The sequence below is a fragment of the Nocardia sp. NPDC058518 genome (assembly GCF_042719655.1).
In the GTDB taxonomy this organism is placed as follows: domain Bacteria; phylum Actinomycetota; class Actinomycetes; order Mycobacteriales; family Mycobacteriaceae; genus Nocardia.
This window is the reverse complement of record NZ_JBHXNJ010000011.1, coordinates 202510-223849: the sequence shown is the minus strand read 5'-3', so window position 1 is coordinate 223849 and position 21340 is coordinate 202510. Positions and strand designations below refer to the sequence as shown.

Here is a 21340-nt window from a genome sequence, read left to right as displayed (position 1 = left end):
CGAGGTGTGCATGACCGGGCAACGGCAAGTCGACTCCGACGATCGGACGGAACTGTCGTGACCCGGGCAAACCGGGCGTCCGGCGCCCGTGCCAGGCAGCGCGGGAAGTCGCTGCCGCAACTGCTGTCCGTGGCGGTGGAATCCAACCCCGGCGGCCTCGCGCTGTCGTGGGACGACGGCGTGTCCGCGCCGGTGCACTGGACATACGCCGAGCTCGACGAACGGTCCAACCGGCTGGCCCGGCTGCTGATCGCCCGTGGTGTCGGTCCCGAGGACGTGGTGGCCGTCGGCATTCCACGTTCGCCGGAATCGGTGCTGGCCATGTGGGCGGTGACCAAGACGGGCGCGGCGTTCCTGCCGGTCGACCCGAACTATCCGCCCGCGCGCGTGAGCCACATGCTCGGCGATTCCGGTGCGGTGCTCGGCGTCGCGGTCGGTGCGGCGGTGGACCGGTTGCCCGGCGCGCTCGATTGGTTGTGCCTCGACGACGACGCCGTGCGTCGCGCCACCGACGATCAGCCCGGTGATCCGGTGACCTTCGCCGACCGGGTGCGCCCGCTGCGGCTACCGCACCCCGCCTACGTGGTGTACACGTCCGGTTCCACCGGCCTGCCCAAGGGCGTGGTGGTGACCCACGCCGGGCTGGCCGGGTACTGCGCCGAGCAGCGCGCGCACTACGCGATCGAGCCGACTTCGCGCACCCTGCATTTCGCCTCGCCCTCGTTCGACGCGGCCGTCCTCGAACTGCTGATGGCGGTCGGTGCCGGGGCCACGATGGTGCTCGTGCCCGCGGGCATTCTCGGCGGTGCCGAGCTGGCCGAGGTGCTGCGCCGCGAGGCCGTCACGCACATGTTCATCACCACCGCCGCGCTCGCCTCGCTCGATCCGGCCGGGCTGGACGCGCTGGCCGTGGTCACCACCGGTGGCGAGGCGTGCCCGCCGGACCTGATCCGGCGCTGGGCCACGGACTCGCGCCGGTTCCACGACTGTTACGGCCCGACCGAGACCACCATCGTGACGAATATCAGCGTGCCGCTGGTGGTCGGCGACACGATGAACATCGGGGCGCCGCTGCGCGGGGTGACCGAGTACGTGCTCGACGAGCGCCTGGTCCGGGTGCCCGACGGGATGATCGGCGAGCTGTACATCGCCGGCAACGGGCTGGCGCGTGGTTATCACCGTCAGCCTGGTTTGACCGCCTCGCGCTTCGTGGTCGATCCCTTCGCCGGGGGCGATGGGCGGATGTACCGCACCGGCGACCTGGTGCGCCGCCGGGTGGACGGTGCGATCGAGTTCGTGGGGCGCAACGACTTCCAGGTGAAGGTGCGCGGTTTCCGGATCGAACTCGGTGAGATCGACACCGTGCTGACCGAGCACCACACCGTCGACTTCGCGGTGACCATCGGGCACGAACTCGACAACGGCACAACGATTCTCGCCGCGTACGTGCACGCCGCACCCGGCGCGCGAATCGACACCGACCAGCTGTTCGAGCACGCCAAGGTCGGTCTGCCCGCCCATATGGTGCCGACCGCGCTGACCGTGCTCGACACCATTCCCCTGACTCCGGTCGGCAAACTCGACCGGGCCGCGCTGCCCGCACCGACCCTGCGTGCCGAGGAATTCCGTGCGCCCTCCGGTGCGATGGAAGAGCTCGTGGCGCACATCTTCACCGAGTTGCTCGCGCCGGAGAACCCGGTGGGCGCCGATGACGATTTCTTCGCCCTCGGCGGCAATTCGCTGCTCGCCACCCGGGCAGCGGCGCGTCTCGGGGCGGAGCTCTCGGCGCGGGTGCCCGCGGGGCATGTCTTCGAAAGTCCCACCGTCGCGGGACTCGCCGTGCTGCTCGAGCCGCTGAAGGGTGCGGGCGGGCACGCGCCGCTGACGCCTCGTGGGCGTCCCGAGCTGATCCCGCTCTCGCCCGCGCAACAGCGGATGTGGTTCCTCAACCAATTCGATCCGGGTTCCACGGCCGAGACGATCCCGTTCGCGCTGCGCCTGTCCGGACCGTTCGACCCGCGCGCACTGCACGCGGCGCTGTCGGACCTGGTGAGCCGGCACGAATCCCTGCGCACGTGGTACCCGGTCTATACCGCCGACGAGCGTGGTGCGCGCTCCGCCGATGACGGCGCCGTGGTCGACGGTGTCGGCCACCAGGTCGTCCTCCCGATGGCCGAAGCTGTCCCCGATGTGCTGGTCGACTCGCTCACCGAGGACGAATTGCCGCTGTGGATGGCGGAGTTCGCCGGTACCGGATTCGATGTCGCCGCCGGTGTGCCGTTCCGGGTGGCGCTGGCCGAGCTCGGGCCGCAGGATCATGTGCTCGCCGTGGCCCTGCACCACATCACCGCCGACGGTGCCTCGGTCGCACCGCTGCTGCGTGATCTGCTCGGTGCCTACCTCGCTCGTCGCAACCGTTCGCGGCCCAGGTGGCAGCCGCTGCCGGTGCAGTACGCCGATTACACGCTGTGGCATCGCGAACTGCTCGGTTCCGAAGCCGACCCCGATTCGGTTGCCACCGCTCAGATTTCGCACTGGCGTGGCGCGCTCGCGGGTCTGCCCGACCGGCTCGACCTGCCCACCGATCGTCCGCGCCCGCCCGTATTCACCGGCCGCGGTGCCGAATTCGGCTTCCAGATCCCGGCGCCGGTGCACACCGCGCTCGCCGCGCTGGCCCAGCGCAGCGGCACCTCCGAATTCATGGTCGTGCACGCGGCTTTCGCGGTGCTGCTCGGTCGCGTCGCGCACACCGACGACATCGCCATCGGTACCCCGGTGGCCGGGCGCGGTGCCCGTGAACTCGACGACCTGATCGGCATGTTCGTCAACACGCTGGTCCTGCGTTCGCGCCTCGACCCGCGCGCGAGCTTCGCCGAACTGCTGCGCGCGACCAAACGCGCCGACCTCGCCGCCTTCGCCCACGCGGACCTGCCGTTCGAGCGCCTCGTCGAACTGCTCGATCCGGTTCGCTCGCAGGCCCATCACCCGCTGTTCCAGGTTGCCCTGTTCTTCCAGAACCTTGACCTGCCGAACCTGCGCCTGCCCGGCCTGGACGCCACCGCCGTCGAATTCGGTGGTGCGGTGGCACGTTTCGACCTGCAGCTCACGATCGTGCCCGGCGCCGATCCGGCCGAGCCGATGGCCGCGTCGTTCAACTACGCCACCGATCTGTTCGATGCCGACACCATCGAAACCCTGGCCGCCCGGTTCACCCGCCTGCTCGATGCGGTCGCCACCGACGCCGATCTCGCGATCGCCGAGATCGACCTGCTCACCGACGTCGAGCGCGAGCAGACCCTGGTGAACTGGAACGAGACCGCTCATCCGGTGCCGCCGGAACCGATGCTCGACGCGTATCGCCGTGCGGTGCAGATGCATCCGGACGCCACCGCACTGGTCTACGCGGACACGGAGCTGACCTACCGGCAGTTCGACGCACGCGTGAATGCCCTCGCCCGGCTGCTGATCGAGCAGGGCGTCGGCCCGGAAAGCCTTGTCGGCCTGGCTATCCGGCGGTCACCGGAATTGGTGATCGGCATGTACGCGGTGCTCACCGCCGGTGGCGCCTACGTGCCGCTGGATCCCGACCATCCGGCCGAGCGCATCGCCTACATCCTCGACACCGCCCAGCCCGCCTGCGTACTGAGCACCCGCGCCGACGCCATCGCCGTCGCGCCCGGCACCCCGTTGCTGTTGCTCGACGAACTCGATTTCACGGGCGTACCGGGTGATCCGGTGCTCTCGTCGGAATTGCGCGCTCCGCTGCACCCCGACCACCCGGCCTACGTCATCTTCACCTCGGGTTCCACCGGCAAGCCCAAGGGCGTCGCGGTCTCGCATGCCGCCATCCACAACCAGCTGGTGTGGATGCTGGCGAAATACCCACTCGCACTGGGTGATGTGTACCTGCAGAAGACCGCGACCACCTTCGACGTGTCGCTGTGGGGCTACTTCATGCCGCTGCGCGTCGGCGCGAAACTGGTGCTCGCCACGCCCGACGGCCACCGCGACCCCGCCTACCTGATCGATCTGATCGGCGAACACAAGGTCACCGTCACCGACTTCGTCCCGTCGATGCTCACGATGTTCGCCGCGCAGGCAGCGGCGGACGCCGGGTCAGGGAGCCACGCCGACCTGGAGTCGCTGCGCGAGATCTTCGTCATCGGCGAGGCGCTCCCCGCGGAGACCGTCGACGCCATGGCCGCGATCAGCTCGGCCAGGTTGCACAATCTGTACGGCCCGACCGAGGCCGCTGTCTCGGTGACCTACTGGCCCGCGCGACCGGGCGAGCGTTCGGTGCCGATCGGCTTGCCGCAGTGGAACTCTCGCGTCTACGTCCTCGACGAGCGGCTGCGGCCGGTGCCACCTGGCATCGCCGGTGAGCTCTATCTCGCGGGTGATCAGCTCGCCCGTGGTTACGTCGCGCGACCCGGCCTGACCGCCGATCGATTCGTCGCCGACCCGTTCGCCTCGGCTTTCGGCAGCGGGTCGGCCAGGGGGTCCGGATCCGGCCCCGCGATGGGCGCGCGCATGTATCGCACCGGCGACCTGGTGGTGTGGCGTCGGCCCACCTCGAACGCGCCGCACCGGCTCGACTACCTGGGGCGCATCGACTTCCAGGTGAAGTTCCGTGGTCAGCGGATCGAGCTGGGCGAGATCGAGACCGCGCTGCTGGCGCACGAATCCGTCAGCCAGGCAGTGGCATTGGTCGTCTCGACCGAGCTGGGCGACCAGCTGGTCGCCTACGTGGTGCCCGCCCCCGGCCACGCCGCCGAGCCGGACCGGCTGCAGGCGGCCGCCTCGAAAACCCTTCCGGTCTATATGGTTCCGGCGTCGATCACCGTGCTCGGCGAGCTGCCGCTCAACCCCAGCGGCAAACTCGACCGCAAGGCGCTGCCTGCGCCGAGCTTCACCGCGCGGGCGTTCCGCGCGCCGAGCACCGCGCAGGAGCGGCTCGTCGCGGATCTGTTCGGGGAAGTGCTAGGCCGCAACGACATCGGCGCGGACGACGACTTCTTCGCGCTGGGCGGCAACTCCCTGATCGCCACCCGCCTGGTCGCCCGTCTCGGTGCCGCCACCGGTGGTCGCGTCGCCGTGCGCACGCTCTTCGAAACCCCCACCGTTGCGGGACTCGCCGCGATCCTCGACCTCGACGCGGTGGCGGAACCGGCCAGCGGCCTGGGCACCCTGCCCCGCCCCGACGAGCTACCCCTCTCGCCCGCCCAGCGCCGCATGTGGTTCCTCAACCGCTTCGACCAGGGCGCCGACGACGGAGCCGCCGCCTACAACCTCCCCTTCGCGCTACGTCTGACCGGCACCCTCGATGTCGCGGCCCTGACCACCGCGCTGCGCGATGTGCTCGCCCGCCACGAGGTCCTGCGCACGATCTACCCCGACACCGCCGACGGCCCGATTCAGCGGATCCTGCCGGTCGACGACGTGGACCTCGACGTCACCGTGCACCGGATCGGTGCGGATCACGCGACAGCGCTGATGGCCGAGGTCACCGCGCTCGCGTCGACCACGTTCGATGTGACGACCGAGGTCCCGCTGCGGGTGCGGCTGCTCGACATCACCGGAAGCGGGCCGGACGCGCCCACCGAGTACGTGCTCGCCGTGGTGGTGCACCACATCGCCGCCGACGCCTCCTCGATGTCGCCGCTCGTGCGCGATGTGACCACCGCCTACCTCGCCCGCGCCGCGGGCCGCGCCCCCGATCGGTCGCCGCTGCCGGTGCAGTACGCCGATTACGCGCTGTGGCAGCTGGACCGGCTCGGTGCGGAGGACGACCCGGATTCCGCTGCCGCCCAGCAGCTCTCGTTCTGGCGTTCCGAACTCGCCGACCTGCCGGATCTGCTGGAACTGCCCGCCGACTACCCGCGGCCCGCTGTCGCCTCACTCGCGGGTGGGCGGGTGCCGGTGCGCATCGATGCCGATACCCATGCCGCGCTCGCCCGGATCGCGCGCGAGAGTGGCGCGACCGTATTCATGGTGTTGCACACCGCGTTCGCCGTGCTGCTGGCTCGGCTCTCCGGTACCGCCGAGGTGGCGGTGGGTACGCCCGTCGCCGGGCGTGGTGAGCGCGAACTCGACGATCTGATCGGCATGTTCGTCAACACCGTCGTCCTGCGCACCCGCTACGACGGTGGCGCCACCTTCGCCGATCTGCTCTCCGCCCAGCGCGCGAGCGATCTCGCCGCGTTCGCCGCCGCCGATGTTCCGTTCGAGCGGCTGGTCGAGGTGCTCGAACCGCCGCGCTCCACCGCGCGTCATCCGCTGTTCCAGGTGGGTCTGTCCTTCCAGAACGTGGACCGTGCCGAACTGGAGCTACCCGGCTTGCGGATCGCGCCGGTCGCCGCGGAACTCGCGGTGTCGCAATTCGATCTGCACCTGATCGTCGGCGACGGTTACGACGCCGACGGCGCACCCACCGGCATCGAGGGCTTCTTCACCTACGCCACCGACCTCTTCGACGCCGCGACCGTGACGGCCTTCGCTGACCGGTTGACGCTGCTGCTCGACGCGGTGGTGCGCGAGCCCGCCGTGGTGGTCGGCGACGTCGACCTTCGTACCGCCGCTGAGCGGGCATCCGAAATTGTCAGCGGTGCGGCCGATCTCGCTGTTCCCGGTGGAACCCTGGCCGACCTGCCGATGGTCGCCCGCCCCGAAGCCATCGCGCTCGTCGCCGATCTGCCAGAGGGTCGCCTCGAGCTCACCTACGCCGAGTTCGACTCGCGGGTGAACAAGCTCGCGCGCCACCTGATCTCGATCGGGGTCGGTCCGGAGTCACTCGTGGCGCTCGCCCTGCCGCGTTCGATCGATCTCGTGGTCGCCATGTACGCGGTGACCAGGTCCGGCGGTGCCTACGTGCCCATCGACCCCGACCAGCCCGCCGATCGCACCGACTACATCCTCCACACGGCCGCCCCGATCTGCGTGCTCACCAACGGTTTCCGCACCGACGCCGCGCCCGTGGTGCGGGTCGACCACCCGGTGATCGCCTCCGCCGATCCCAGCCCGATCACCGACGCCGACCGCCGTGCGCCGCTGCACCCGGACAACACCGCCTACGTCATCTTCACCTCCGGCTCCACGGGGCGCCCCAAGGGCGTGGCGGTGCCGCACGCGGCGGTGATCAACCAGCTGCAATGGCTGCGCGGTGAGTTCGGCACGACCGCGTCCGATGTATTCCTGCTGAAGACCCCCGCCACCTTCGACCTGTCGGTATGGGAATTCTGGTCCGCCGCCGTCTGCGGTGGCCGCCTGGTGATCGCCGCCCCCGACGGCCACCGCGACCCGGCCTACCTGGACGCCCTCATCACCGACGCGGGCGTGACCACTCTGACCGCGGTGCCGTCCCTGCTCGACGCACTATCTGGTTACTGGGAGTCGTACTCGCACGACGAGAACGGCACCGGGCCTGCGAGTGGCGCCGTCGCGTTGACCCGCATCCTCGCGATCGGCGAATCCCTGCCCGCCGCGCTGGCACAGCGACTGCTGAATGCGTTGCCCGGCACCAGGATCGACAACCTGTACGGTCCCACCGAGGCCGCCGTCTCGATCACCGACCACCGTGTCACCACCGCCGATGTGCTGACCGTTCCGATCGGCGGCCCCGAATGGAACAGCCGCGTCTACGTCCTCGACGAGCGCCTGCGTCCCGTCGCACCCGGTATCAGGGGTGAGCTCTACCTTGGCGGCGTCCAGCTGGCTCGTGGCTACCTGCGCAAGGCGGCCCTGACCGCCGAACGCTTCGTCGCCGACCCCTTCGAGCCCGGCGCGCGCATGTACCGCACGGGCGACCTCGTCGCCCGCACCACCGGTGGTCCCGCGACCGACTCGGACGGCGGCGAGCTGGTCTACTTGGGCCGCAGTGACTTCCAGGTGAAGGTCCGTGGGTTCCGGGTCGAGCCCGGCGAGGTGGAGGCTGTTCTTCTCGGGCTGCCCGGGGTGACGCAGACCGCGGTGCTGGCCCGCACCGACGCCCACTTCGGTGATCGGCTGGTCGCCTATGTGGTCGGCGCAGATCTCGATGTCGCACAGCTGAAGTCCGCGCTGCGGGACAAGTTGCCGACGTATCTGGTGCCCGATGCGTTCGTCGTCCTCGACGAGCTGCCGTACACGATCAACGGCAAGCTGGATCGAAAGGCGTTGCCCGCGCCGGTATTCGAGGCCGCGACCTTCCGTGCCCCCGCGACCCCCACCGAACAGTTGGTCGCGGAGGTCTACGGCGAGATCCTCGGTGTCGCCTCCGTCGGCGCCGATGACGACTTCTTCGCCCTCGGCGGCAACTCGCTGCTCGCCACCAGGGCGGCGGCCCGGATCGGGACGGCGCTCGATCGCGCGGTCGGCGTCCGGTTGCTGTTCGAGGCGCCGACGGTGGCCGATCTCGCACTGCGCGTGCACCGGTCGGAGGAAGCCACCACGCCGCGGCTGCTCGCCGGACCGCGCCCGCAGCGGGTGCCGTTGTCGCTGGCCCAGCAGCGGATGTGGCTGCTCAACCGGCTCGATCCCGACGCCACCGTCTACAACATCCCGGCCGCGATCCGCCTCACCGGCGCCCTCGACCTGACTGCCCTCGGTCTCGCCGTGGCCGACCTGTTCGCCCGGCACGAGGTACTGCGCACCCGCTATCCGGCGCGTGGGGACGTGCCGGTCCAGGATGTGCTCGCGCCCGATGCGGTGCGCGTCGACCTGACACCGGTCGAGCTCGCCCCCGACGACCTCGCCGACGAGGTGCGCCGAACCGTCGCCACCGGATTCGACGTCACCGCCGAGCCCCCGGTCCGGCTGCGACTGCTGCGCCTCGGCGCCGACGACCACGTGCTGGTCTTCGTCGCCCATCACATCAGCGCGGATGGTTTCTCCATGGGGCCGCTCACCCGCGACCTCGTCCTCGCCTATACCGCGCGTACGGCAGGCGCGTCGCCCGCTTGGTCGCCGCTGCCGCTGCAATACGCCGATTACGCGGTGTGGCAACGGGACTCGCTCGGCGACGAAGCCGACCCCACCTCCACGGCCGCCGCACAGCTTGCCTACTGGCACGACGAGCTCGCCGGGCTGCCCGAGGAAATCGCGCTGCCCGCCGACCGTCCACGCCCGGCGGTGCAGTCCTTCGCCGGTGCCACCAGCACCTTCGAGATCGACGCCGCACTGCACGCCGAACTCGCCGGACTTGCCCGCGCGCAGGGTGTCACGGTGTTCATGGTCGTGCAGGCCGCGCTCGCGGTGCTGCTCGCCCGGCTCAGCGGCACCGACGACGTCGCCATCGGCACCCCGATCGCGGGTCGTGGCGCCCGTGAGCTCGACGATCTGGTCGGCATGTTCGTCAACACCCTGGTGCTGCGCAGCCGGATCACCGAAGGCGAGCCGTTCACCGCGCTGCTCGCGCAGACCCGCGACACCGATCTGCGCGCCTTCGCCCACGCCGACGTCCCGTTCGAGCGGGTGGTCGACGCGATCCAGCCCGCCAGGTCGGCGGGCAGGCATCCGCTGTTCCAGGTGGCCCTGTCGTTCGAGAACCTCGCCCCGGTCGCCTTCGAATTGCCGGGGATCACGGTGGGCGCGCTGGACGCCCGCACCGCCGAGGCCAAGTTCGACCTGTTGCTCACCGTGCGTGAGCAGCAGGACAACGGCGGCATGCACGCCGAATTCGGCTACGCGACAGACTTGTTCGATGCGGCGACCGTGCGGAGCTTCGGTCAGCGCTTCGTCCGCCTGCTCGCCGCCGTGGCCGCCGACCCCGACCTCGCCGTCGGCGATATCGACCTGCTCGACCCCGCCGAATTCCTCGCGCAAACCACGTTCGCGGGCCCGGCGGCCGAGCCGGAACGCACGCTCGCGCAGTTGATGGACGACGCGGTGCGCGCCAATCCGACCGGCATCGCCCTGCGCGGCGACGGTCGCGGCTTCGCCTACACCGAACTCGATGCCGCCGCCAACCAGCTGGCCCGCGGTCTCATCGCTCGCGGCGCCGGTCCGGAAGTCGCTGTCGCCGTGGCTATTCGGCGTTCGGTCGAATCGGTGCTCGCGGTGTGGGCGATCGCGCGCACCGGCGCGGTGATCGTGCCGATCGACCCCGGCTACCCCGCCGAGCGGATCAGCCACATGGTCACCGACTCGGGGGCTGTCTTCGGCATCACCCTCGTCGCCGAACTCGCCGGATTGCCCGCACTGCCCGGCGACGGCGGCTGGGTCGCGCTCGACGATCGGGCGTTCACCGCCGAGATCGCCGGCTGCGCGACCGTCGGCCTGCGCGAAATCGAACTGCGCGCCCCGTCGAACACCGGCAATGCCGCGTACATGATCTACACCTCCGGCTCGACCGGCCTGCCCAAGGGCGTCGTCGTCACCCACGCCGGACTCGCCAACTTCTGTGCCGAGCAGAAACAGCGCTACCGCCTCGACTCCGGTACGCGCGCACTGGCTTTCGCCTCGCCGTCGTTCGACGCGTCCATGCTGGAACTGCTGCTCGCCCTCGGTGGCGCGGGCACCCTGGTGGTAGCGCCCGCCGGATCCGTCGGCGGCACCGAACTCGCCGAGCTGATCCGCACCGAGGGCGTCACCCACACCTTCCTGACCCCCTCGGTTCTGGCCACCCTCGACCCCGACGGTGTCTCCGGTCTGCGCGCCCTGATCGTCGGCGGCGAACATGTACCCGCCGACCTGGTCGCACGCTGGAACACGCTGCCCCAGCGGCACTTCCACAACGGTTACGGCCCCACCGAAACCACCATCATGAACACCATCAGTGACGCGCTGCACCCCGGCGACACCGTCCACATGGGCGGCCCGATCCGTGGCATCCGCGCGCTGATCCTCGACGAACGCCTGCGCCCGGTCCCCGAAGGCGTCACCGGCGAGCTCTACCTGGGCGGCGTCCAACTGGCGCGCGGCTACCACCGGCGTCCCGCTCTGACAGCATCGCGTTTCATCGCCGACCCCTTCGGCGACCCTGTGGAGAACGCCGCCGCAGGCGCTCGCCTCTACCGCACCGGCGACCTCGTCCGCCGACGCGGCGATGTCCTGGAATTCGTGGGCCGCAACGACTTCCAGGTCAAGATCCGTGGTCTGCGCATCGAACTCGGTGAGATCGACGCCGTGCTCGCCGCCGCACCCGGCGTCGCCTGGGTCACCACGCTCGGCCGCGACAACGGCACCGGCTCGACCATGCTGGTGTCCTACGTCATGGCCGATCAGGGCGGATATCTCGACACCGCCGAGCTCACCGCGCTCGCCGCGCAGGTGCTGCCCGACTACATGGTGCCCGCCGCGATCGTCGTCCTCGACGAGATCCCGCTGACCCCCGTCGGCAAGCTGGATCGGCGCGCGCTGCCGGACCCGGTGGCCGTCCGCAGCGAGTACCGCCCGCCGCGCACCCTCGCCGAGAAGACCATCGCCCGGGTGATCGCCGATGTACTCGGCCACGACCGGGTCGGCCTCGACGACGACTTCTTCGCCCTCGGCGGCGACAGCATCACCGCCATCCAGGTGGTGTCGCGGGCCACGTCGGCCGGAGTCACGCTGCGACCGCGTGACCTGTTCGACGCGCGCACCGTCGCCGCGCTCGCCGGACGCGCCGAAATCACCGTCGAACCGAGCGCCCCGTCCGCCTCGCTCCCGCTCACCGCGACCGCCGCTGCGCTCACCGAAGCGGGGGAGACCGCGGTCGAACCCCGCGCGGTGGTGCTCGAGGTACCGGCCGACTGCCCGGACGCGGCCGTCGCGGCCGCCGCGTCCGCGGTGATGAACCAGCACCCGATGCTGTGGGCGCTGCTCGACCGCACCGGCGACACCCCGGTGCTGCGCATCCCGCCCGCCGACGAACGCACCGGCGACGCCTTCCGCAGGCTCGACTCCGAAGACGGTGAGTCCTCGCTGCCCGTCGACGACATCGTCGCCGCGGCCGCCGCCGCGCTCGACCCGGACGAGGGCCGCAATATCCACTTCGTGCTCACCGGCGACGCCGGTAGCTCGGCCACCCTGGTCGTCGTCGCGAATGCCCTTGTCCTCGACGAGAGTTCGTGGCGCGCGGTGGTCGACCAGCTCACCTCGGCGTGGAGCCGTGGCCGCCACGCCGCACCCGCCGCCCCCGATGCCGGACTCGGCGACCTGGTCCGGCGGCTCGCCGCGTATCCGTCCACGGCCGCGGCGCGCGTCGAACGTGAGTACTGGCACCGCGCGATCCGCTCCAGGGCAGGCGAATCCGCCGATCTGCACCAGCGCAACCGGGTCTCGCTGAGCATCACCGGTGAGGGCACCACCGCGGTGCGCACGGTCGCCGAGGCCTACCGCGCCACCGTCGACGAGGTACTGCTCACCGCCGCCGCGCTGGCTCTGCACACCGCGGCCGACACCGCCGTGGCCCGGGTGATCGGCACGGTGGTGCGGCTGCGCGCCGACCAGCGCCTGCTCGGCCGGGCCGACGCCGAGAACGTGGTCGGCGGGTTCACCACCGACTATCCGCTGGCACTGCGCCTGGACGGGGTCGATGTCGCCGATGCGCTCGTCGGCGGTCCCGCCGCGGGGACGGCCCTGGCCCAGATCAAGGAACTGCGCCGCGCGGTCCCGGCCCACGGCGCCGGTTTCGGCCTGCTCCGCTACCTCGACGCCGAGACCTCCGACGGTGTCCGCGCGCTGGACCGCGGCCGATTCGCGGTGCGCCTGCGCGACCTGCGCCCGGCGCGTGTGCACACCGATGTCGCCGCCGACGACCTGGCGCTGGTGCTCACGGTCGACGCCACCGACGACGGGCTGGTCGCCCGATTCGACTTCGCCACCGCCGTACTCACCGCGGACGCGGTCAAAACCTTCGCCGAACACTGGATCCGCGCGCTCGGTGGGCTCGCCGAACACGGATTGCGGCCCGGTGCGGGCGGATTCACGCCGTCGGACTTCCCGCTGGTGCGGCTCGGTCAGACCGAACTGACGCGACTTGCCCGCCGCTACCCACTGCTCAGTGACGTGTGGCCGGTAACCCCGCTGCAGTCGGGGATGCTGTTCCACGCGCTGCTCGCGGAGAACTCGGTCGACCCCTACATCACCCAGTTCGTCCTCGATCTCGACCTATCCGTGAACGCCGAGCGGCTGCACGAGGCGGCGCAGGCCGTGCTCGACCGGCACGACAACCTGCGCGTCGCGTTCGCCACCGACGCCGCGGGCACCCCGCTCCAGGTGGTGCTCGACGACATCGACGTGCCGTGGCAGGTGATCGATGCCGACGACGCCGCCTACCAGCGCATTCGCGCCGCCGACCTGGCCGCGCACTTCGACATGGCCGCCGCGCCGCTGCTGCGGTTCACCCTGGTACGCACCGCCGAAACCGCCCATCTGCTGGTCACCAGCCACCACATCCTGATCGACGGCTGGTCGACGCCACTGCTGCTGCAGGAACTGCTCACCGCGTACGTGGTCGGCGGTCGGAGCAGGCGCCTGTCGAAGGTCGCGCCCTACCGCGACTACCTGGCCTGGCTCGTCGATCAGGATCTCGAAGCCGCCAGGACGGCATGGCGCACCGCGCTCACCGGCCTGGCCGAGCCCACGCCGCTCGCGCCCGTCGATCAGGGCCGCGAGATCGCCACGGGCACAGGTGAAACCGGCTTCGCCCTCTCGCAGGCCGACACCACCGCGCTGAGCGAGCTCGCCGCCGGCCTCGGTGTCACGGTGAACACCGTGGTGCAGGCGGCATGGGGTCTGCTCATCGCACGGCTGGTGGATCGCGACGACGTGGTGTTCGGCGCCACCGTCTCTGGTAGGCCCGCCGAGCTCGACGGTGTGGAGCGGATGGTCGGGCTGTTCCTCAACGCGATTCCGGTCCGGGTGCGGTTGCGCCCCGGCGACACCGTCGCCGAGTTGCTGCGCGGGCTGCAAGACGATCAGGCCGCGCTGCTCGATCACCACTACCTGGGCCTCGGGGAGATCCAGGAGATCGCCGGTATCGACGCGCTGTTCGACTCGCTCGTCGTCTTCGAGTCGTTCCCGGTCGACCGCGAAGGGCTCGCGCAGGCCGCGTCCGGGTCGGCCGCCGTCACCGGGATGGACGCCGCCAACGGCACCCACTACCCGCTGACCGTGCAGGTTGTCGCCGACGGCCAGCTCCGGGTATCGGTGAAGTACCTGCGCGATGTGTTCGGTGAGGACACCGCACACGCCATGGCGCAACGCTTTTCGATGTTGCTGGCGAGATTCACCGCCAGCCCGCAGGCCAGGATCGCCGAGATCGATGTGCTGCTCGCGGAGGAGCGCGCGACCCTGGCGACGGTCAATGCCACCGACGCGCCCGAACTGCTCGACGAGGCAACTCTGCTGTCATTGTTCGACGCGCAGGTCAAGCGCACACCGCACGCCACCGCGCTGATCGACGGTGAAACCACCTACACCTACGCGGAATTCGACGAGCGCGCACGCGAACTCGCCGGCGCCCTCCGTGCCCGGGGTGCCGGGCCGGAAACGCTCGTCGCGGTCGCCATGCGGCGCGGCATCGACCTGGTGACGGCGATCTACGCGGTGCTGCGGACCGGGGCGGCCTACGTGCCGGTCGACCCGGACCATCCGGCCGAACGGACCGAGCGGGTGCTGGCCGCGGCCGCCCCGATCTGTGTGCTCGCCACCGCAGGATTCACGACGACCTCGGGCCTGCCGGTCATCGAAATCGATGCTGTCAGTGGGGGAGTGGCGGATCTCGAGCTGCCGACGGCGGACAATCTCGCCTACGTCATCCACACGTCAGGGTCCACCGGAATGCCCAAGGGCGTGATGCTGACCCACCGGCAGCTGGTCAACCAGTTCCGCTGGGCGCAGCGCACCTACCCGCACGGCCCCGGCGACGTGGTCCTGCACAAGACCCCGGTCACCTTCGACATCTCCACCTGGGAGTTGTTGTGGCCGTTGCATACCGGCGCCACCGTGGTGATCGCCGCCCCCGACGGTCACCGTGACCCGGTCTACCTGGCCGAGGTGATCACCGAACGCGCCGTCACCACCGTGCATTTCGTGCCCTCGATGCTCGATGCCTTCCTCGCCGATCGCAGCAGCGGTGAATTCCCCTCGCTGCGGCGGGTATTCGCGGCGGGCGAGGCGCTGTCGTCCTCGACCGCCCGCCGGTTCGATCAGGTGCTACCGGCGGCGACACTGGTCAACTGGTACGGGCCCGCCGAAGCCACCGTGGTCACCGCGGCGCAGGTCGAAGCCGGTCCCGCCGTGGGCGTTCCGATCGGTGTACCGGTCGCCAATACGCGCGTCCATGTGCTGGATCGTCAGCTGCGGCCGGTCCCACCAGGCACCGCGGGGGAGCTGTACCTGGAAGGTGTGCAGCTGGCCCGTGGCTACCTCGGTGCTCCCACGCTCACCGCCGAACGCTTCGTCGCCCATCCCGGCGGCGGCAGGCTCTATCGCACCGGCGACGTCGTGCGCTGGACCGCCGACGAGAGCCTGGAATATTTGGGCCGCAGTGACTTCCAGGTGAAACTGCGCGGTCAGCGCATCGAACTCGGTGAAGTCGAGGCCGTCCTGCGCGACCACCCCAGTGTCCGCCACGCCGCGGTCGCGCTGGTGCACGGCCCGACGGGTGATCGTCTGGTCGGCTACGTGGTGCCTGCAGAGGAGCCGGTCGAGGAAGCTCGCGCGGCCGCTCGCCCCGAGGGCTACTCGATCGAAAGCGGCGCCACCACGGCCGGTTTCGATCAATCGGCATTGCTCGCCCACGCCAGGGCGGCGCTGCCGTCGTACATGGTTCCGGCGAGCCTGGTGACTCTGAAGGCCCTGCCGCTCAATGCCAGCGGCAAGCTCGACCGCAAGGCCCTGCCCGTGCCCGCCTTCACCACCCGCGCCTACCGTCCGCCGACCACGCCGTTGCAGCGTGCCGTCGCCGAGGTCTACGCGGAGGTGCTCGGCGCGGGCAAGGTCGGCCTCGACGACGACTTCTTCGAACTCGGCGGCAACTCCCTGGTCGCCACCAAAGCGATCAGCCGGTTGCGCACCAGGGTGGGCGCCGAGGTGCGGGTGCAGTGGTTCTTCACCGACGCCACCGTCGCCGCGCTGGCCGCCCGGATCGACGCCACCCAGTCCGCGGGCGGCGACCCCGACCTCACCGCCGACCTCGAATCCGACGACGCCCTCGGTGTCCTGCTGGCCATCCGCAACCGGGTGCCGCACGGCACCGAAGCGGGCGGCGCGCTGTTCTGCATCCACCCGATGTACGGGCTGTCCTGGTGCTATGCCGGGCTGGCGCAGTACATTCCGGCACGGCGGCCGATCTTCGGCCTACAGTCACCCGCGCTGAGCGAGGCGGGCTATCTACCTGGCACGCTCGCCGAGATGGCGCGCCGCTACGCCGCCGAGATCAGGACCCAGCAACCGCACGGGCCGTACCGGCTGATGGGCTGGTCGCTGGGCGGTGTGCTCGCCCACGCCGTCGCCACCGAACTCCAGGCGGCGGGGGAGCAGGTGTCGCTGCTGGCGATGCTGGATTCCCATCCCGATATCGACGTCCCCGATTTCCACACCGCGGTCCGCGACGCGCTCGCCGAACTCGGTGTCGACATCAGTGCGGCGCTGCCCGCCGCGGGCGTGCGCGAACTCAGCGAGGACGCACTGGCCGCGCTGCACGCGATCATCCCGGCCAACATGGCCGTGCTCACTCCGGAGCGGGTGCGCCGGATCTATCGCAGCGCGGTGCGCTCGGCCGAGTTGATCGCCGAGCACCGCCCCGCGGTGTTCCGCGGCAGGCTCGAGTACTTCAGCGCGCTCGGACACGAGGCGGCGGCGGCGAATTGGGCACCGTATGTCGACGGCGCGGTGCGTGATCGGCCGGTCGCGGTGGTGCATGATCAGATGACCTCGCCACAGGCGCTGGCCGAGATCGGGCCACGGCTGGCGGAGTTGCTCGATGCCGGTGATCGTGCGGCCGGAGCGCGGTGACATCAACCCGGGCGCAATCACATTGCGCGGGGGCGCGATGACATCAGCGGTGCCGGTGAGGCATGATGTGACCGCGCTGTTGTAACGATTACCCCTGTTGTAACTACCGGATAACCCGTAGGGTCTGGCGTGTTGCAACTTCGTGCCCTGTTGGGAGCACGGACCGAGTCGGAATTCGAGACGAAGCGAAGGTGCGAAATTGATGCGTCGGCCCACCCGGCGTCGTGGCTCCAGGGCCGCGGCGATGATCGCGGCAACGGCAGTGGCGGCGGGACTGATGTCCGGTATCGGCACGAGCCCGGCATCAGCTGACCCGATCATCGATTCCAAGAGCCTGCTGGCCAACCCGGTCTCCGACGACGGCTCCAAGATCGTCAAGGCCGAGGTGAAGGACTCGCGCAGTCTGCGACTGCACGTGTACTCCGCGGCCATGGACCAGAACATCATCGTCGACGTGCAGCGCCCCGCCGACGCCTCGGTCCCGCGCCCCACCCTGTACCTGCTCAATGGTGCGGGCGGCGGCGAGGATTCGGCCTCGTGGGTGGCCAAGACCGATGCGCTCGAGTTCCTCGGCGACAAGAACGTCAACGTCATCCAGCCGATCGGTGGCGCCTGGAGCTACTACACCGACTGGATCGCCGACGACCCGGTCCTCGGGCGCAACAAGTGGAAGACCTTCTTCACCGAGGAGCTGCCGCCACTGGTCGACGGCGCGCTCGGCACCAACGGCGTGAATGCCATTGCGGGTCTGTCCACCTCGGGCACCACCGTGCTCGCGCTGCCGATCGCCAAGCCCGGCCTCTACAAGGCGGCCGCGGCCTACAGTGGTTGCGCGCAGACCTCCGACCCCGTCGGCTCGGAGTTCGTGAAGGTCACGGTCGAGACCTGGGGCGGCGGCGACACCATGAACATGTGGGGTCCGCAGGGCTCTGCGGAATGGGTCGAGAACGACCCGTACGTGAATGCCGAAGGTTTGCGGGGCGTCGATCTCTACGTCTCCACCGGCAACGGCCTGCCCGGCCCGTACGACACCCTCGATGGTCCGTACGCGCTGCCCGGTGCCTACGGCCTGGCCAACCAGATCGTCATCGGTGGCGTCATCGAGGCAGGCACCAACTACTGCACGCACAACCTGGCCAACCGGCTCAACGAGCTGGGTATCCCGGCGACCTTCAACTTCCGTCCCAACGGCACCCACTCCTGGGGCTACTGGAAGGACGAGCTGAAGCTGTCGTGGCCGACGCTGGCTCGCGGGCTCGGCCTCTAGGCGCCGGTTTTCTCCCGAACCGCCCCGGTAGCGAGTACGTCGCTGCCGGGGCGGTTCCATTTCCTCGTCCTGCCCTCGCCGTTTGCGAATTGTGGTTAACTTAGGTTGACTGGTCCAATCCGGTTCGCGCAACGGAAAGTGAGTGCATGGTCGCCGATCGCAGTGAGGCCGAACAGGCCCGCGAGCCGACGATCGCACCTGCCCGCGTCGTGCGCCGCAGGCCCAAGGACCGCAAGATGCAGATCATGCGGGCCGCCGCCCGTGCGTTCAGCGCGCGTGGTTACTACCCGGTCGGCGTGGACGAGATCGCCGCCGAGGTCGGCATCTCCGGACCCGCGCTGTACCGCCACTTCGCCAACAAATACGCGCTGCTAGTCGCCGCCGCCGAGGAGGGTGCCCGGGGTTTGCGCGATGTCGCGGCCGCGGCCGACGATCCGGCGCTGAGCCCCGAAGCCAGGCTCGACGCGGTGCTCACCGCCGTCGCCGAACGCAATATCGACATCCGCCGCGAGGCGGGGCTCTACCGCTGGGAACGCCGCTACCTCGAGCGCGAGGACCGGGTGCGCATTCGCGCGTTCTATCGCGAACTCGAGGCGAACGTCGCCGCGCGGGTCGCCGAGGTGCGGCCGGAGGCGAGCGCCGACGATGTCATCCTGCTCGCGGTCGGCGCGCTGAGTTCGCTGGCAAGTATCGCCGCGCACCGCACCACCCTCTCGCACGGACGCATGCTCGCGGTGCAGCTCGAGATGGCCTGGGCGATCGTGCGCGCCGAGCTGCCGCCGACCCCGGCCGAGGCCGAGCCCGACAAGCAGCCACGTGGCTTGCCGGTCACCTCGAAACGTGAACAGCTGCTCACCGAGGCGATCCGGATCTTCGGCCGCAACGGGTATCACGAATCGGGCATCGAGGAGATCGGCGCCGCCGTCGGCATCAACGCCTCCAGCGTGTACCGCCACTTCGACAGCAAGGCCGATCTGCTCGCGGCGGCCTTCCATCGCACCGCCGATCGGCTCGCGGTCGCGATCGGCGAGGCACTGGCCGAGGGCGAGGACCGCGCCGACGCCGCCCGCCGCATCGCCGACCAGCACGCCCGCCTCACCTTCGCGACGCCCGAGATCATGCCGGTCTACTACGCGGAGTTCAGCAACCTCCCGCAGGCCGAGCAGCACCGCCTGCGCGCCATCCAGCGGCAGAACATCCTCGAATGGGCGAACCTGCTCGACGGCGACCAGATCGAAGCCCGTTTCCGCGTGCACGCCGCCGTCGGCCAGATCATCGATGTCGGTCGGCTGCTGCGCTTCGACTCGCGTCCCGAACAGCTGGCCCGCCTGGCCGCCCTCACCGACGCGGTGCTGCTCGGCAGCGGCTCGGCGGACGGGAACTAGCGGGTCAGCCGCGGCCGTGGCGTAAGCGGAACAGCGCTTTCGCCGCCTGTAAATGCCCTGGGCGACGGTCGAAGGTGGACAGCCGGATCGGCGCCCGGTAGCGCCTGCGCGCGATCGACATCGTGCGGCTGTATTCGCGCAGACCCTGTTGACCGTGGCTGTGCCCCTGGCCGTATTCGCCGACACCGCCGAACGGCAGCGCCGGGATCCCGGTGAACGCGGTCGACGAATTCACCGTCACCACACCGACTTCGATCTGTTCGGCGATGAGTTCGGCGCTGGGGATATCGAGGGTGAAGATGGTGACGGCGATGCCGTTGCCCGCCGCGTTGACCCGGGTGACCGCGTCGGCCAGATCGGCGACCCGGTTCACCACGAGCACCGGGCCGATCCCTTCGCCGGTGATCGCGATGCTGTCCTCGGGAACCTCGGCCAGCACGATCGGTTCCACATACGGGTCGCGGAACGAATCGAGCCCGCCGAGCACCGCGTGCCCGCCGCGGGCGAGCGCGTCGCGGACCTGTTTGCGCACCACGTCGACCTGGGTGGCATTGATCATCGGCCCATAAGAGGAGCGGTTGTCGGCGCCGGGACGCAACTTCGCCGCCCGCTCGGCCACTTTGGCCAGGAAATCGTCGAACACCGAATCGGCGACATAACAGCGCTGGATGCCCGAGGAGTTCTGCCCGGCGTTGGCCATCGCGCCGAACACCGCTGCCTCCGCGGCCGCGTCGAGCACCGCGTCGACGTGCACGATCATGCTGCCCTTGCCGCTGTTCTCCACCACCACCGGCGTCAGCGTCTGGGCGCACAGCGCGATCACCTCGCGTCCGCGCGCTTCGGGCCCGGCGTAGGCGATCTTGTTCACCCCGGCCTTGCACAGGGCGGTGGCGGTCCGCGAATTTCCGGTAACCGCTTGCAGCACAGGTTGTTCGGGCGATACCGCGGCCCAGCTGTCGGCCAGCCAGGTGCCGACGCCGGTGCTGAGTTCGTGCGGATTGAACACCACCGCGTTGCCGGCGGCCATGGCGTAGGCGATCGAACCCATCGGCGTGAACACCGGGTTGTTCCACGCGCCGAGCACCCCGATCACACCCAGCGGCAGATAGCCGACGGACGCGTGCTGATTGCGGGTCAACCAGCCGGTGGGCAGGCGTTTCCTGCCGAGGGTGCGCTCGGCATTGCGGGCGGCCCAATCCAGATTCTCCACCGCCAGCATCACTTCCAGGGTGGCGTCGGCTTCCGGTTTGCCGGTCTCGCTGCGCAGGATCTCCACCAATTCGCCTGCGTTGCGGGCGATCTGGCGGCGCCATTCGAGCAGCAGGCGCTTGCGGTCGCCGAAAGCCAGTTCCCCCCACCAGTTCTGGGTGGCGCGTGCGGTGCGCACCGCGCGGGTGACCTCGGCCGTGCCCTGCACGGGATACTGCGCGAGCTGTTCACCGGTGCGCGGATCGAATGCCGTCAGCACATCGGATCGACCGGTAGGCGCGGCGGCGGTAGAAGCCGACTCGACCATGGTCACCTCCCCAGATCGAACATGCCCGCACGCGGGCCGGTGAGACGAGTGTTTCCCCGCTGTCAGGGTATGGGTGCACAGCCCGGCCGACAAGGTCGGCGCACTGCCCTTGCACTGCCCACGTGAGAAACGTAACACCACCGCGGTCGGCGAAGAACGCCCGGCAAACCGGGCGCGTCAACGCGGACCCGGGCCGGGAAAACCGCCGGACCGGTAACATCGCGCCGAACGGTATGGATCACTTACCGGGAAGAT

General features: G+C 70.1%; 4 protein-coding genes. 3 read left to right on the top strand and 1 reads right to left on the bottom strand.

What is annotated here, in order from left to right:
* The first annotated feature begins 6 nt into the window (after positions 1-6).
* The 3 genes from ACFWPX_RS20665 (at position 7) to ACFWPX_RS20655 (ending at position 19569) form a co-directional block, all read left to right on the top strand.
* Entirely contained in the window at positions 7-16917 is a 16911-nt protein-coding gene (locus ACFWPX_RS20665) for an amino acid adenylation domain-containing protein (RefSeq protein ID WP_378928731.1), read from the top strand.
* 244 nt (positions 16918-17161) lie between these two features.
* Complete coding sequence (locus ACFWPX_RS20660) at positions 17162-18184, top strand: alpha/beta hydrolase (protein ID WP_378928739.1); 1023 nt, start codon at positions 17162-17164, stop codon at positions 18182-18184.
* A 146-nt stretch (positions 18185-18330) separates the two neighbouring features.
* Entirely contained in the window at positions 18331-19569 is a 1239-nt protein-coding gene (locus ACFWPX_RS20655) for a TetR/AcrR family transcriptional regulator (protein ID WP_378915793.1), read from the top strand.
* A gap of 4 nt (positions 19570-19573) precedes the next feature.
* Here the strand turns inward: ACFWPX_RS20655 and ACFWPX_RS20650 are convergent, their stop codons facing one another.
* The gene (locus ACFWPX_RS20650) at positions 19574-21085 is read right to left on the bottom strand and encodes an aldehyde dehydrogenase family protein (protein ID WP_378928730.1); all 1512 of its coding nucleotides are present in this window, start codon (positions 21083-21085) and stop codon (positions 19574-19576) included.
* Between the last annotated feature and the right edge of the window lie 255 nt (positions 21086-21340).